The organism is Salinigranum marinum (assembly GCF_024228675.1).
Taxonomy (GTDB): domain Archaea; phylum Halobacteriota; class Halobacteria; order Halobacteriales; family Haloferacaceae; genus Salinigranum; species Salinigranum marinum.
Genome location: NZ_CP100461.1, coordinates 2,325,665 through 2,339,227 on the forward strand (window position 1 = coordinate 2,325,665; position 13,563 = coordinate 2,339,227).

The following is a 13,563-nucleotide window of genomic DNA, read 5'->3' on the forward strand; positions in this document are numbered from 1 at the left end:
GCTGGCGCTGTCGAAGCGCAGCGGGCAAGGGTGACGCGAATGCGTCACCCGATGCAATGTTCCCAGTTGAATTGCTGAACTCAGAGGCGAGCGCCGCGAACCTGCTGGAGCAGGTTCGCTGGTTCGATGGCCTCTACTGCCCGCGCTGCCGGTCTGAGTCAGTGATCAAACACGGCAGCTATCGACACTACCAACGGTCTCTCTGTAAGGATTGCGACCGCACGTTCAACCCCACGACCGGCACGATCTTCGCGCACGCGAAGATCGGCCTCGACAAGCCCTTGTTCGCGTTCTACACGTTGCTTCGGTTCAACACGAGTATTCGCCAGCTAGACGCTGAGCTCGACGTCTCCTACCGGTCACTCCGGCGGCGCGTCGAGCAGTTCGCCAGAACGCTCGACGCGCCAGCCATCGATCTCGTTGGTCCAGTCGAGATCGACGAAGTGTACGTCACCGCGGGGCTGAAAGGCCGCGAGCGCGACCAGGAGTCGCGCTCGCGTGGCCTGTCGAAACGTGGTCGTGGAAGCTACGCCGAGGACAAGCCACCGGTGTTCACACTCGTTGATCGCGGCAGCGGTCAGCGATACGTCGTGCCAGCGAAATCAGCTGACGAATCGGCCGTGCGACTCCTCTTCGGCGCCCGCGAGGAGGAGTCGCTCACTGTCTACACCGACGGATTTCGAGCATACGATCCACTCGAAGATGACGAGAACTTCCAACGAGAAGCGGTGATTCACGGCGACGGCGAATACGTAGATGGAGACGCGCACGTGAACTCCTGCGAGAGCCACGCGTCGCTGGCGCGACGGTGGCTCTTGCCGCACCGAGGTGTCTCAAAAGACAAGCTGACGCCGTATCTCAGAGCGTTCCAACTTCGCCGACGAATCTTCCGCAAACCTGGTCGAGACGCCCTCAAAGAAATCGTTCGAACCGTTCTCTAACTCACCAACAATGTGCTTCCCATGAGCGAACCATCAATGTCTGATCGAAGTGACGTACTGAATATTAAGCATGAGTTCAGCAAACAACCGATCTTCACACCGATGGCGGTGTGAGCCACCTGACGCTCCGAACGGGAGGTTACGAGTCGGTTGGGCCGTAGCCAACGAATCAGGCTATCTGTTGAGCCACGGCTCTCGTCACCGTTTGGTCGACGATTGCCACTGCGCGTTCGATATCGGGCTCGCGAAGAGAGACGACAGCCCACGGCGAGACAAACGATCGTTCCGAGAGGCCGCTTCGACGAACCCTCCCTCCAGCGAAATCGATGGTGGGTATTCTCTCGTCGTGATGCCGGCGGCGATGTATTGTTCACCCGCGAATGGGTGTGTCGCGTCGCTCAAGATGAGGTAGGGTCTTCGAGGAGTTGACCATAGGGATCGGAGGCGACGACGATGCTTCCACGTCGAAGCATCGCTCGTCGTTCGCTTCAGCGTCAACATCTGGGAGTGCAGCGTCCCAGTCGGGGTTTGTATCGTAGTGATCGCCCTCGAATCGGTCAGCAACTGCCCGCAGGCCGATCTCACTGGCTGTTTGAGCGTCGTACGCCTCGATGTTGATCGCCCAATACTCACCTTTGTGTCGGACGAGTCCTCGCTCGTCGAGGCGGCTCAGCGTCGTCCCAACACTTCCTCGCGGGATGTCGAGTTCGTCGGCAAGTTCGCTCGGTGTGAACCCAAGTTCGGAATGCTGTGCGAGGTGTTCGAGAATCCGCCGCCCGTTCGTTCCTTCATCTGGAAGGCTACTCGGATGGTAGCTCTCGAAATCGACCGGCATTGTAATCTACTGTAACTGTGTGATAACGAGTGTAATTAAGTTTCTGCTATCGGGACGCATCCAAGCGTGCAGAGGCGTTGGCCGAAGAGTGGGATGACACAGCTGACGAGGCGTGGAACGATCTAGCTGAATGAAGGAGGAGACAGCGCTTCGGCGTGGCGATGTCGTCATCGCCCAGTTGGACCCCGCCGAGGGTCACGAGGCGAATACAACGAGGTTAACTTTTCTACCGCAGCCTTTGCTCGAGACGCAAAGAACATTTCAGACCTGCTCCGACAGACGCACCCGGACGTTCATGCGGCTGCGACGGCTACCGTGCTCATGAGCAACTGGCCCGTGTCGAACCGATCCAGTGGTACCCTGATCCCGCGGACGACCGCTCGGAACGAGCGGAGTCCGACGGCCGAGACCGCGATCGTGTTGATCGGGTTCTTTCTGATCCAGTTTCCACTGACGCTTTTGGGACTGGTCGGGCTGTTCGCGCTGAGTCCGCTCGTCTTCGTCGAGCCCTGGACGCTCGTCACCAACGTGTACGCTCACGCGAGCCCGGGGCATCTCGTGGGGAACCTTCTCGGCTTGATCCTGTTCGGAGCGCTCGTCGAGCGTGTGACCAGCCGACGGCGGTTCCACGCGTTCTTTCTGCTCACTGGTATGCTCGCTGGGCTCGCCGAAGTCGGGGCCGGGACCGTCCTGACGGTACGCCCTCGCGGCGTCCTGGGCGCGTCCGGGGCCGTCTTCGCTCTCATGGGATACCTGATCACCGGCAACAGAGTCGCCGATGGACTGCTCCGCAGGGTGGACCGCGTGACCGAGTCGGACCGGGCGACCACGGTTGTGCTCATCTCCGTTGCAGTGATACTCGCGATACTGTTGTCGGGGCCCGGATCGGCTCTCATCGGTCATATGACCGGCCTCGTTCTCGGACTGTTCGCCGGGCGAATCCGGTTGCTCCACCTTCGGACGAGGTGAGGATGTTTCGGACCTCCCAGGTGTAGACTCGCGCTGGGCAGTACAGCGCGGTCGTCTGTTCTCATGACGGCATTGTGCGATGATGTGTCTCCGACGACTGGCCGAACAGTGGACCACGTAGCGAGCGTCGGACCTGTCCGGTCGTGATCGCCCTCGAATCGGTCAGCAACTGCCCGCGGGCCGATCTCACTGGCTGTTTGAGCGTCGTCCGCCTCGATATTGATCGCCCAATACTCACCATTAGCTGAATTGAGGCGCTAAGCCCCCTTCCTCAGCGAGCGCCGACCGAACGGGAGGCGCGAGCAGGGAGGGGATACAGCGCCGCACGGTTCTCATACACTCTACGGTTGCAGGCCCACAGGCCCACGTAATCGCAACTGTTTTGTGCATATAGTGAATACGATGCATACGGTGAAACGGACCACAATCACGCTCCGAGAGGACCAACACGAGTGGATTCAGGAACACCACCTAAATCTCTCGTCGTTCATCCGCGAGCGGCTTGACGAGTATATCGAGGAACACGAGTAGCGAATGTACTACGCCTACAAGTACCGTCAAAGCCGTCCGACGCCCACCGTGAGGAGTTGGACCGACACCGAGACATTTGTAGGCAACTGTACAATCACGCGCTCTACCGCTTCGACCAAATTTCCGAGGGCGCAGGCACGCTCAATCAGCGTGTTCGGTCCATCCGAGACGAAATCCCGTCCCTGAAAGACTGGTGGGATGGCCTCTCGGACGTGTATTCAACAGTTCTGCAAACCACAGTCATGCGAATCGAGCAGAACGTCAAAGGACTCTCGGCACTCAAGGAAACGGATACGGCGTCGGCCAACTCAAGTGGAAGCCACCACGGGAGTTCCGCAGTTTTCACGTACAGTCAGTCTGGCTTCAAGCTCGACAAGAAGGGTGGTCAGACTGTGCTGTCACTCTCGAAACTCGCGGACATACCGATTCGGCTTCACCGCGCCATCCCCGACGACGCCACGCTCAAGCAGGTCACGCTCAAGAAAGAGCCGACGGGCGAGTGGTTTGCCACCTTCGGCGTCCAACTGGACCGTGAACCGCCTGAGACACCCGAGAATCCCGAGAAGTGCGTCGGCATCGACGTAGGGATTCTCAAGTACGCCCACGACACCGACGGCACGGCGGTCGGGTCGCTCGACCTCTCCGACGAACGCGAACGCTTGGAGCGCGAGCAACGGAAACTCTCGCGGAAGCAACACGGGTCGAACAACTACGAGAAGCAACGGCGGCGCGTGGCGGGGTGTCACGCCGACCTTCGACGGAAGCGCCGCGACTTCTTGCACAAGCTCTCGAACTACTACGCTCGGGAGTACGACCTCGTAGCGGTCGAAGACCTGAACGTGAAGGGGATGCTGGAGTCGCCGTCGAACAGCCGCAACACGGCGTCGGCGGCGTGGCGGACGTTCCTCTCGTTGCTCGAATACAAGTGTGAGCGGAAGGGAACGCACTTCGTCGCGGTCAACCCGAGAGGGACGACCAAAGAGTGCGCGTCGTGTGGTGTCTCGACAGAGAAACCGTTGTGGGTCCGTGAACACTCCTGTCCCTCGTGCGGGTTCGAGGCGGACAGAGACGCGAACGCGGCGTGGAACATTCTTTCTCGTGGGCTCAAAGACGTAGGAGTGGGATACTCCGAATCAACGCCTGTGGAGACTGCGCTCCCTGTGGATACACCTGTGTCTGCAAAGCGCGTCGTGGAAGCAGGAAGCCCTACCCTCAAGGAGCGAACGGCGTCAGCCGTGAGCGAGTAGGGTAGGGTAGTTCACTCGGACGACTCCCCGCTCGTTGAGGCGGCTCAGCGTCGTCCCAACACTTCCTCGCGGGATGTCGAGTTCGTCGGCAAGTTCGCTCGGTGTGAACCAAAGTTCGGAATGCCGTGCGAGGTGTTCGAGAATCCGTCGCCCGTTCGTCCCCTCATCTGGAAGATCATTCAGATGGTAGCTCTCGAAATCGACCGGTTTTGTAACTCAGTCGAGACCAAGACTCAATTTCAACGCTTCGTCAACCTCCAGCATCGTCGGACTGTCTAGTGAGCCGACGACAGAGTGAATACGTTGTTCGATGGAAATCGCACGAATCTGGTCGAGCCGAATCGAAGAATCCTTCTCGAAGGGAGAGCCCGGCGCCTCGACCAACACCTCGAATGGGTACCCCCGATAGGTTCCTGTCGCAGGTGCGACGATAGTCGTCCCAGAGTTCTTGTTTCCGATGTCGTTTTGCACGACGACCGCCGGTCGCGTCTTGTTCATTTCGTGTCCTTCCGCCGGGTCAAGCCGGACGATGACGACGTCTCCGCGTCTTACCTCTGGGCGTTCGCTCATTCATCAAGTCCGCTCCAGGCTTCGTCCGAGGTTTCGTCCCACTCTTTGCCAAGAGAGGCTGCACTCTCGGACGCCTCGCGGTATGCGGCGGCCAGTTCATCTTCGTCAGGACGGTCGGATTCGACCTCGACAACGGCAACTGTGACGCGCTTGTTCGCGTATTCGGTTCCGAGATAGATTCGTCCTCGGTCGTCGGTTTCGTTCGTTCGCAAGTCGTTGGCGTCAACTTTCATCTTGCTACCCACTATAACCCACTACTACTTGAAGACTACCCACCATAGCCCACTCTGAATAGCCTCGGAGAGCGAAATGGCATCAACAGTTCGAGAAGCCGTGCATCGTCTTTGAAGACCTCAAAGAGCTGCGCGACAGTATCGACTACGGTACACGGATGAACCGGCGATTGCACCCCCCTCCCGTTCCGCGCTCGTCAGTTCTATACGTCATACAAGACGTCATTTGAGGGTATCCCAACCGCGTGGATTGACCCCGCGTACACGAGTCAACGATGCCCGATGTGTGGACATACGGAGCGCACGAACCGAAACAAGAAGCGGTTCAAATTGCTCTGTTGAATAGCGTTTGATCCGGTCGCTTTCACCGGGTTAAAAGGGTGAAGTCGAGGAATTCGCCTCTGTCCATGGAAGTCGAACTCCTCGACTTCGTTAAGCAGTGTCACCTGTTTCGGCCGAAAATATAAATAATAGGTGGCCCATTGTTTATTGTTAACAAATAGCAATGGCCACTCATTCGCCTGCCTCCCTGGGAAGCATCAAGTGAAGATGGGACCTGATCTCGGATGCCAGCCACGTACTTCATAACCATCGAGCCGGTTACCGAGAGCGAGGATGAGGTCCGGCAGATTTTAATCGGGCTTATGAACTCCGAACAACGTGTATCGGAACTCATCGAATCAGGCGGCGTCGTGAGAGAAACGGACGACGAAGAAGAGGCAGATTTCATAGATGAGCGTCTGCAGGAGGCTGGCGCCCAAGTCAAAATCAAGCGAAGAGAATCGCAATCAGATGAAGCCGAAGAGTTCGATGTTGAAGAGAGCCTCCAGAGCGAGCCACTTGACAGAGACATGCCATTAGAGAGCATCAAAGGGATCGGTCCCACCCGAGCGGAAGAGCTCAGGGCAATCGGTTTCGAGACGGTAGCGGATGTGACAGACGCGAGCAGCGAAGATCTGACTGCGGCTGATAATATCGGCAACTCGCTGGCAGAACGAATCCTCGATACTGTTAGAAGTAGGCCGATTCTGCTCTGTTGAATAGATGCTGAGTCATGGTTACAGCGGCTCACACAGTGATTCTACGTTAATGATGGCGAACATCAGTACAATTTCACGGAACTGTCGATACCAGCCCAGCGCTCGCACGGCGTCGCCGAGCGAGCGCTTCGTTATCGAGTACGAGGATTCAGCCATCCAGCGCTGAGAATAGCCTTTTGTTCGGATGAGCGCGTTGTTCATGGCTGCTTTCGGTGATGAACCGCGGTAGTGGACGAGATACTCAACTCGTGTGCGGCAATCTCGTACTCAGTGTGCCAGTCTTGAAACCCGTTGTCGGCGGCGACGGTCAGCAGGTCGTCCGCGTTCCGGCGGACGACCTGCGGCCCGGTCTTCGTATCGTGTTTCCACCGAGCCGTGATGTGGACGTCAAGAACAGCGAGCGACTCCACATCAGTTAATGTCGTCACTTTCAGCGTCTGTACAGTGCTTCCCGACCGCTGACGGAAGTACGACGACGCACGACGGCGGTCGAAGAAGGTGCTGTCGAGAGCGGCGTTCCCAGAGTGCGGGTGTTGCTGCGCTGAAACGCGCAGCAACGCCCGCCACACCCACACTTTGAACCGATCGAACGACTTGTAGACCGTGCTGAACTCGGGCAGGTCGTCCCGATCAAGCCCGAGTACATCACGTATCTCAGTCATGTACTCCAGCCGATTCGGCGTTTCACGGTAGCTATGGCCCTCTTCGAGCCGAAAGCAGTGTAGAACGACGTGAATCCAGCGGGCGAACCCGCCGCTGGCAGGCTCGCCCGCGTGCTTCCCCAACGCTTGTTTGGCTAGGTGACGACACCGTTCAATGAAGTCGAGGAGGTCGACTTCCATAAGTCAGAATCGAGTTCCTCGACTTCACCTGTCTAAAACAACGATATCAACCAGTTCGACCGCTATTCAACAGAGCAGTTCAAATGTCAGTCGTGTTCCCATCAAAACCACAGCGACCGTGGTGCAAGCGTGAGATAGCGCTCATTGCGACAGCAACAGCGGCGGTATCTGTGATCATCGCCGAAGTTGAGCCAGAAAGAGGGCGAGCAGGTGCAGTTTTGTCATCGCTTTGAGAGCGGGGAGGCGAACACCAGTGAGCGACTCGTCAGTTGACATCCTCCCCGCGGGAAACAGTTGTTGCCGAACCTAAGTGGTGCCTCGCCGCGCTTCACGGCTCGGTCTCGCGGGCAAAGCCCGCGCCCTCGCCGTTCGCTTCGCGGAACTCACTCCGGACGGAAGACTCGCCATGCTCGTCTTCCGAGCCCCACTCGCTCCGCTCGTGGGACCTCCGTTCGTTCCGCGCTTCGCTCGCCTCCACGGAGCGGGAGCCGCGCTCGCGGTTTCACCGCTCGCTTCGAGGCGCTCGTTACACTCGCGCCTCGCTTCGCTCGCACCCTCCCGGTGCGCCAGCAGACAAGTGTGGTTGCGGTTGCGACCCTCGTGGGCTTTCGCGTTCCAGCCCTTGGTGCCGCTTGCGCGCGGTGCCGCACCTCCTCGCGTCGGCGCGTCCCCGTGCTCGCGACAGTCGGCCTGGACACGGTCCCACAGAACGGGACGGACCGCGAACCACCTTGTCGCTGGCCGCTTAGGCTCCCGCTCTCGGCGCGCGCGGCTGTTTTTTGACCCTTTCGAGCGCTCTCGCTCGCGCCCTCACGGGCGCTCACGGAGGCGCGAGCGAGAGCGCAAAGACGGTTGGTTGGTCGGTGTGAGTAGCCACGGCTGGAGAGTCGTGGTGACGTGTCGGAAGAAGACGCCGAGTGAGCGCCTTCGGAGCTAACAGCAATGTCGAGTAAGAACGTTTTGGGTAATGAAGTTTCGGTGGATGAACAGGCATACGAGCAGGCGGCGAGCGGGATGGTCGACGAGGATGGCTTCGAGATCGTCGACGAGACGCCCGAGTTCCGGGCGACGGTGCAGATGGAAGTGCAGGCCAAGGTCGATGCGAACCACCCTGAGGGCATCGTCGACACCAGTCAGGAGCGGATCTACGGTGTGACCCTGGCGCAAGAAGAACGCATCCGAGCACGGGAAGCCGAACTGGAGCGGATCAGCGCCAAAGCGGAGCTCGGGACGCAGGAAGGACGGGCGAAGCGGACGCGTGAGGTGGTGACGAAAGCGAGTGCGAGTCGGAAAAAAGAGTTCGACGAGCGTGCGGCGAGCGTCGACGCACGATACGACCCGGATCGGATCGATCCACGTGAGGAACTCTCACGGGAGGAACTGGCGATGGTGAACAGAGAGTCGGTGCGATTAGCCGAGAAGCTAGAGGGGTGGTCGCGCGTGGCGATCGGTCGCCGGCTGGCCGAGAAAGTCGTTGGGGGGCAAGGAATGATGAGCGCGGTGGTCGGGACGTTCGAGGAGTTACAGACGGCCCCGGGACGGGCGGTGCCGATCGAGAAGCTCGAAGCCGTCGATCGTAGAGAGGTGACCATCGAGGGTCGTGTCGAGACGCTGTGGGATCCCTCGCACCCAAGTATCGCACAGGTCGGCCTCGTCGCTGACGACAGTGGGAAGACGCGCGTGACGATCTGGAAGGCGTCGGATGCGCCGTGGATCGCAGAGGGTCAGAAGATTCGTATTCAGGGTGCTGCCCGGAACTGGTACAACGGACGAGTGTCGCTGGCCGTGACGGGGTGGTCGGAGATCCAGTTCCCCGAGCGCGGTCGGTGGTGGGAATAGCCGGTCGTTGCAGGCTTTTTTTGCTTCGTGCCGGTCCGACCCAGGCCCCACCTCCCCACCCTCCGCTCCGTGCTCGCGCCGTTCGGCGCTGCGCGCGCAGCCACGACCAAGTACACTGTCTGTGTACTCACTTGGCGTCCGTGAGGAGAGGACTTGGATTTGGCTTCGAACAGAGTTGAAACAGAATCAAATCCCCTCGGGTCCGTCGTCGTTCTAATCGCCCGATAGCGTCGGATTGTATCCCTTGAATAACGAACTCTTGCAGAGTTCGTCTCGAAACGTACCAGACTCAAATCATTCACGCGACTCTGTCGAGTACAACGTGGGCAAACGAGGTAGTGGTACGCTCGGATTCGAACTCCGTCGCTCCGCGACGATGAGGCCTATCTCCTACGAGGATGGGATCCAATCCTACGGCGCTGCCGCCGCACCGTCACCGGAGCCACGAGCGAGCGGCGTCACGATCAGTTCGTCGTACGGGAAAACCGGCCGCTTCGCCCGGCCCACTTCCTCGAAGCGAATCACCCCGAGTGCCTCCAGCGTCGTCAGTTCCTGATACACGTTCTTCTTGTCTCGTCCGACCAGCCGTGCAGTTTCGCGGATACTCTCCGGTGCCTCGTCCCTGATAACACGCAGAAGCGTGTAGGTTCGCTCGTTGAACACCTCCGTCAGCTGTGACTCGTTCGGGAAGCGCACAGTCGCTGGCTGGTCGATGGATTCGCCCTCTGTGAGTTGCTGAATCGCTTCCAGCCCCTCCTCGTAGGGGTTCGTCTCGCTATCGACCGTGACTAGCAGTACGTTCGTGTTGTCAGTCATGGATATCACCTGTGTCGCCGGATGGACCGAATCGCAGCTTCGGAATCTCGTTCCAGAACCGTTCGTAGAGTTCCTCAATCCCCAAGAACTCGACACGTTTCGGCTCCGGGTCGGGAGCGACGTGGAGTTCGTGGCCTTTCGTGTCTTCGTGGGCGTTGTCGTAGCGGCGGATCGTCCCGTCTTCGAGCGTATCCGGATCGGGAGCCAGCGCACCGTAGTGGAACGTGTACCGCCATCCCGATGGATACGCCTCGTCGTCGGTACGACGAACCGACACGCGGACCACGGTGCTGTCTTCGTACACTGTGGCGTTACTGTACCCATCGAGTTCGTCGGCCGTCGGTTCCATCCCTCAAATGTTGGTTGTGCAGCCAACGGTTTAGAATTGTTGGTTAAGGAACCAACGAAGGTGATAGCAAGCCAGTTGTAGAAAACGCAAGACGGCGAAGGCCTTTACTCAATTGTGTCTCGAACCGTCTCGAATTCCCGTCGGGTCCATCTTTTTTCATCACGGTTCAAATTCAATAGACAGCGGTGATCTAAGATCGTGTTTAACCAGCACAGCTGGGAGCCAGTGTCGTTGCTGGACCAACTCTAGCTATTCAGAGGTTGATTTCGAGCGTCGTATCGACTTCAAACCGATCAGGATGTAAAGTAGCCCTATTGCACGCGCAATGGGAACGACCCAGGGGGCCAGTTCGATGCTCTTGCTGTCTTTGTAGACAAGTGCCAGCATTGTGTCAAGCGTTCGTTTTGGGGCGAGGAGCATCGGGAACCCGACGATCCCGAGGAACGAGCCGAGAGCAGAGTTAGAGTCTCGTCGACCGAGGAGAATCCAGAGTAAGCCTTCCAAGCGGGCGGCAGGAATCACCCACGATCGGAGGGTAGACTCGCCGCGGTCTTGGAATGCAATCCGTTCGGCCAGGTCGATTACGCCTCGGGGAAACAGTGCTTCGATCAGGCCGACAACCACGAGCGTTCTGCAAGCCATAGTTACTGTTGCCTCGCCAATACGAAAAGAGAGCAGGTTGTTCTCAGACCATGCATCGGTGTGCAAGCAGCCTCGATCCGTAGTAGCTCAACTGTTGAACTCAGTAAGGGGACGAAACAGGTTACGCGATCTCGTACTGTGCGATGTTCCGAGAGTCGCACTCCGGACACCGGTCGCTGTCGTAGCCGACGTTTGTTCCACAGTGGCGGCACTCGTGGAGTATGCAGTGTTCCCTGGTTCGACGGAGTCGTTTTACAGCGGTTGCAAGGATAGACATCACGGGTCGACGACCTCCAGACAACTAGGACACTCAGCCCACACTGATGCTTGTCCATCACCGGTCTGATATTCGATCAGGACATGCCGTCCGGTGATCTCACTGTGACAGTGTGGGCATGTTCCGATTCGGGACGAGTGTTTCGGGGACATGTGTAGGGGTCCGAGCCAGAGGGGGGAAGCGGTATGACACACGGATCGAGGGCTTCATGGTATCACCCTCGGTTCCATTCACGATCGAGAGTAGTAAATAAGTCATCCAACCGGGACGAAAGTGAAAATCGATATCCTGCACAACGATACAGCGCTTGCCGTCAGCCATGCGTCAGACAGGGTTCAAAATGGACAACCGGCAGGACTTGAGTAACGTCTTCATCAGTACCACGACTCATGGACCTATTTGTATACTGTTAGGTGTAGCTGCAGTAGGGAGAAGGCCCGAACGAGATCAAAGTCATACCACTATTTCCACTATTCAAGTTTTTTGATTGCGATAGGTCCATACGTTCGCCATGGGCTGTTGCGCTCGCCTCTTAAGTGACTGGGACAGGAGCGGCACAGCTCGGAATCCGAAACGCGACAACCCGCCTCACATTGCTTCGATTCCGATTGAACGCTCCCACGATATCGGAAGTATCGGAAATGGCACGGTTCTGATTAAGTGCTCTCGCGTGACAGTGTGCAGGTGTGATCCAAGACGCCCGTGTGTTGCAACCGGAGTTCATCCCGAAGGAGGTCGCACACCGGGATGCAGAGGTCAACCACCTCTCACGGGCACTCGATCCCCTCACAGACGGCGATCCAGCCGAAACACCGCTCTTGCTCGGTCCCTCAGGAACGGGGAAAACCTGTATAGCCCGCTTTACCGTCGACCGACTCCGAGAGGCGATGCTCGAAGTCGAACACCAGTACGTGAACTGCTGGCAGGACTACACCCGCTTTCGCCTGCTGTACCGACTCCTCGACGGAATCGGCCAGACGCTCGACGTCCATCGGCGCTCGACACCCAAGGACGAACTCCTCGACCGGCTCCACGCGTACGACGGGAAACCGTACGTCGTCATCCTCGACGAGGTGGATCAACTCGAATCGACGGACGTCCTCTACGACCTCCACCGCATTCGTGGCGTCCATCCGATCCTCATCGCGAACCGCGAGCGTGACCTGTTCTCCCAACTCGACGACCGGGTTCGCAGTCGCCTCCAGAGTTCCGTCCGAATTCGATTCGACAAGTACGGTGTCGACGAGCTGGTTGCGATCCTCTCCGATCGCGTTCACTGGGGACTCGACGAGAACGTGGTCGACGAGGCGTGTCTTCGGTACATCGCCGATGCCGCAGCCGGCGACGCCCGTGTCTCGATCGGGATCTTGCGAGCGGCCGCACGGGAAGCACAGGGGCACGGACTCGATCACATCCCGATGGACGTTGTCGAAGAGGCAGTCCCCGAGGGCAAATCGGAACTGAAACGGAAGGATCTGGAGAAACTGACGCCCCACCAGCGGACGGTGTACGAGATAATCGCCGAATCCGAAGAAGTGAGTCCTGGGACGCTGTACGACGAGTATCGTGAGCAGGTCGATGATCCGAAGACCAAGCGTACGATCCGAAATTACTGCTCGAAGCTCGAACAGTACAACCTCATTCGCGCCGAGGGCCAGAAACGGGGGCGACGATATCGACTCGCCGCACGAGCGCCCGAGCTATCAAACTGAACGTACGCGAGCCTGCGTGGCCGAGTTCTACCCGATCATTCGCGGAGATCCGCAAGCGCTGATCGAGCGGCATCGGGTCTCATCGGCTCGTTATAGATCGGAGACCCTGGCTCCATGTGTGCACCTTCTTCGAGCGACCCGACATCGATTGGGGCGAAGCCGATCTCCTCGATGAGTCTCGCGACGGTCGTCTTCGCATTGGTATCGTCGCCTGCGATGAACAGGACCAGTCGCTCTTCGATCGGTGCATCCGGGTGCGCGTCGTCCCGAAGCGTCTCATAATACATGGTATTGAAGCCCTTGGCCACGGTCGAATCGACGAGGTGTGCAGCGACGAGTTCGGTCTGCGTGTGGCCATCGAAATCGATCTCGCCGTCACGTTGTGGATAGTAGTTGGCCGCGCTGACGACGATCTTTCCGGAGAGGTCATCGACAGGCAAGGTCTCGTACGCGCCGAAGGGAATCGCTTCGAGGACGACATCTCCGAACGAAGCAGCCTCGTTGACTGTTCCGGCCCGTACGTTCGGGCCGAGTTCGGCGACGAGATCCGAAAGTGACTCTGGCCCTCGCGAATTGCTGATCACGATGTTGTGACCCGCGTCGACGAACAGTTGGGCTGCGGTACTTCCGATATTTCCCGAACCGATGATCCCGATCTGCATCTGTGCTCGGTAACTTTGAGGAGCGTCAAGAGTATAATCTGATCGACAGATGACACAG

The 13,563-nt window shown here is 58.5% G+C and carries 15 protein-coding genes and 2 pseudogenes; 7 read left to right on the forward strand and 10 right to left on the reverse strand.

What is annotated here, in order from left to right:
* The first annotated feature begins 56 nt into the window (after positions 1 to 56).
* The gene (locus NKJ07_RS11525; protein WP_318566965.1) at positions 57 to 941 is read left to right on the forward strand and encodes an IS1595 family transposase; all 885 of its coding nucleotides are present in this window, start codon (positions 57 to 59) and stop codon (positions 939 to 941) included.
* Positions 942 to 1,311: 370 nt separating this feature from the next.
* Here the strand turns inward: NKJ07_RS11525 and NKJ07_RS11530 are convergent, their stop codons facing one another.
* Positions 1,312 to 1,776, reverse strand: coding sequence for a MarR family transcriptional regulator (locus NKJ07_RS11530; RefSeq protein ID WP_318566966.1), 465 nt, complete (start codon positions 1,774 to 1,776; stop codon positions 1,312 to 1,314).
* Between the two features lie 321 nt (positions 1,777 to 2,097).
* On the opposite strand from NKJ07_RS11530, the gene NKJ07_RS11535 reads away from it, so the two are divergent.
* Both NKJ07_RS11535 and NKJ07_RS11540 read left to right on the forward strand, forming a co-directional pair.
* Positions 2,098 to 2,745 carry a rhomboid family intramembrane serine protease gene (locus NKJ07_RS11535; protein WP_318566967.1) on the forward strand — a complete coding sequence of 216 codons (648 nt, stop codon included), beginning with the start codon at positions 2,098 to 2,100 and terminating at the stop codon, positions 2,743 to 2,745.
* Between the two features lie 587 nt (positions 2,746 to 3,332).
* The gene (locus tag NKJ07_RS11540) at positions 3,333 to 4,523 is read left to right on the forward strand and encodes an RNA-guided endonuclease InsQ/TnpB family protein (protein ID WP_318566968.1); all 1,191 of its coding nucleotides are present in this window, start codon (positions 3,333 to 3,335) and stop codon (positions 4,521 to 4,523) included.
* Here NKJ07_RS11540 and NKJ07_RS11545 read toward each other — a convergent pair.
* The 3 genes from NKJ07_RS11545 to NKJ07_RS11555 are packed head-to-tail and all read right to left on the reverse strand — an operon-like array spanning position 4,506 to position 5,326.
* A complete protein-coding gene (locus tag NKJ07_RS11545) occupies positions 4,506 to 4,706 on the reverse strand; it encodes a helix-turn-helix domain-containing protein (protein ID WP_318570451.1) in 201 nt (66 codons plus the stop codon). The genes NKJ07_RS11540 and NKJ07_RS11545 overlap by 18 nt on opposite strands.
* A gap of 33 nt (positions 4,707 to 4,739) precedes the next feature.
* The gene (locus tag NKJ07_RS11550; protein WP_318566969.1) at positions 4,740 to 5,093 is read right to left on the reverse strand and encodes a type II toxin-antitoxin system PemK/MazF family toxin; all 354 of its coding nucleotides are present in this window, start codon (positions 5,091 to 5,093) and stop codon (positions 4,740 to 4,742) included.
* Positions 5,090 to 5,326, reverse strand: coding sequence for a hypothetical protein (locus tag NKJ07_RS11555; protein WP_318566970.1), 237 nt, complete (start codon positions 5,324 to 5,326; stop codon positions 5,090 to 5,092). The genes NKJ07_RS11550 and NKJ07_RS11555 overlap by 4 nt, the downstream gene beginning before the upstream one ends.
* Before the next feature lie 74 nt (positions 5,327 to 5,400).
* Here NKJ07_RS11555 and NKJ07_RS11560 point away from each other — a divergent pair.
* Both NKJ07_RS11560 and NKJ07_RS11565 read left to right on the forward strand, forming a co-directional pair.
* Positions 5,401 to 5,656 (forward strand): annotated as a pseudogene (locus tag NKJ07_RS11560) (IS200/IS605 family accessory protein TnpB-related protein); the annotation flags it as partial.
* Positions 5,657 to 5,892: 236 nt separating this feature from the next.
* Entirely contained in the window at positions 5,893 to 6,366 is a 474-nt protein-coding gene (locus NKJ07_RS11565; protein WP_318566971.1) for a helix-hairpin-helix domain-containing protein, read from the forward strand.
* Between the two features lie 18 nt (positions 6,367 to 6,384).
* Here NKJ07_RS11565 and NKJ07_RS11570 read toward each other — a convergent pair.
* A pseudogene (locus NKJ07_RS11570) lies at positions 6,385 to 7,208 on the reverse strand (IS5 family transposase).
* Positions 7,209 to 8,150: 942 nt separating this feature from the next.
* Here NKJ07_RS11570 and NKJ07_RS11575 point away from each other — a divergent pair.
* Positions 8,151 to 9,047, forward strand: a complete 897-nt coding sequence (locus tag NKJ07_RS11575) for a DNA-binding protein (protein WP_318566972.1) — start codon at positions 8,151 to 8,153, stop codon at positions 9,045 to 9,047.
* Between the two features lie 411 nt (positions 9,048 to 9,458).
* On the opposite strand, the gene NKJ07_RS11580 is transcribed toward NKJ07_RS11575, so the two are convergent.
* The 4 genes from NKJ07_RS11580 to NKJ07_RS24585 form a co-directional block, all read right to left on the reverse strand.
* The gene (locus NKJ07_RS11580; RefSeq protein WP_318566973.1) at positions 9,459 to 9,863 is read right to left on the reverse strand and encodes an HVO_A0114 family putative DNA-binding protein; all 405 of its coding nucleotides are present in this window, start codon (positions 9,861 to 9,863) and stop codon (positions 9,459 to 9,461) included.
* Positions 9,856 to 10,212 carry a toxin-antitoxin system TumE family protein gene (locus tag NKJ07_RS11585; RefSeq protein ID WP_318566974.1) on the reverse strand — a complete coding sequence of 119 codons (357 nt, stop codon included), beginning with the start codon at positions 10,210 to 10,212 and terminating at the stop codon, positions 9,856 to 9,858. Before NKJ07_RS11585 ends, NKJ07_RS11580 begins: the two co-directional genes overlap by 8 nt.
* A gap of 249 nt (positions 10,213 to 10,461) precedes the next feature.
* Positions 10,462 to 10,920, reverse strand: a complete 459-nt coding sequence (locus NKJ07_RS11590; RefSeq protein WP_318566975.1) for a hypothetical protein — start codon at positions 10,918 to 10,920, stop codon at positions 10,462 to 10,464.
* Positions 10,921 to 11,130: 210 nt separating this feature from the next.
* Positions 11,131 to 11,283, reverse strand: coding sequence for a DUF7837 family putative zinc-binding protein (locus NKJ07_RS24585; protein ID WP_484593985.1), 153 nt, complete (start codon positions 11,281 to 11,283; stop codon positions 11,131 to 11,133).
* A 534-nt stretch (positions 11,284 to 11,817) separates the two neighbouring features.
* Between NKJ07_RS24585 and NKJ07_RS11595 the strand changes: the two genes are divergently transcribed.
* On the forward strand, positions 11,818 to 12,843 hold the full coding sequence (locus NKJ07_RS11595) for a Cdc6/Cdc18 family protein (protein ID WP_318566976.1): 1,026 nt from the start codon (positions 11,818 to 11,820) through the stop codon (positions 12,841 to 12,843).
* A gap of 35 nt (positions 12,844 to 12,878) precedes the next feature.
* Here the strand turns inward: NKJ07_RS11595 and NKJ07_RS11600 are convergent, their stop codons facing one another.
* Positions 12,879 to 13,505 (reverse strand): NADPH-dependent F420 reductase, encoded by a 627-nt coding sequence (locus tag NKJ07_RS11600; protein ID WP_318566977.1) that lies wholly within the window; start codon positions 13,503 to 13,505, stop codon positions 12,879 to 12,881.
* Between the last annotated feature and the right edge of the window lie 58 nt (positions 13,506 to 13,563).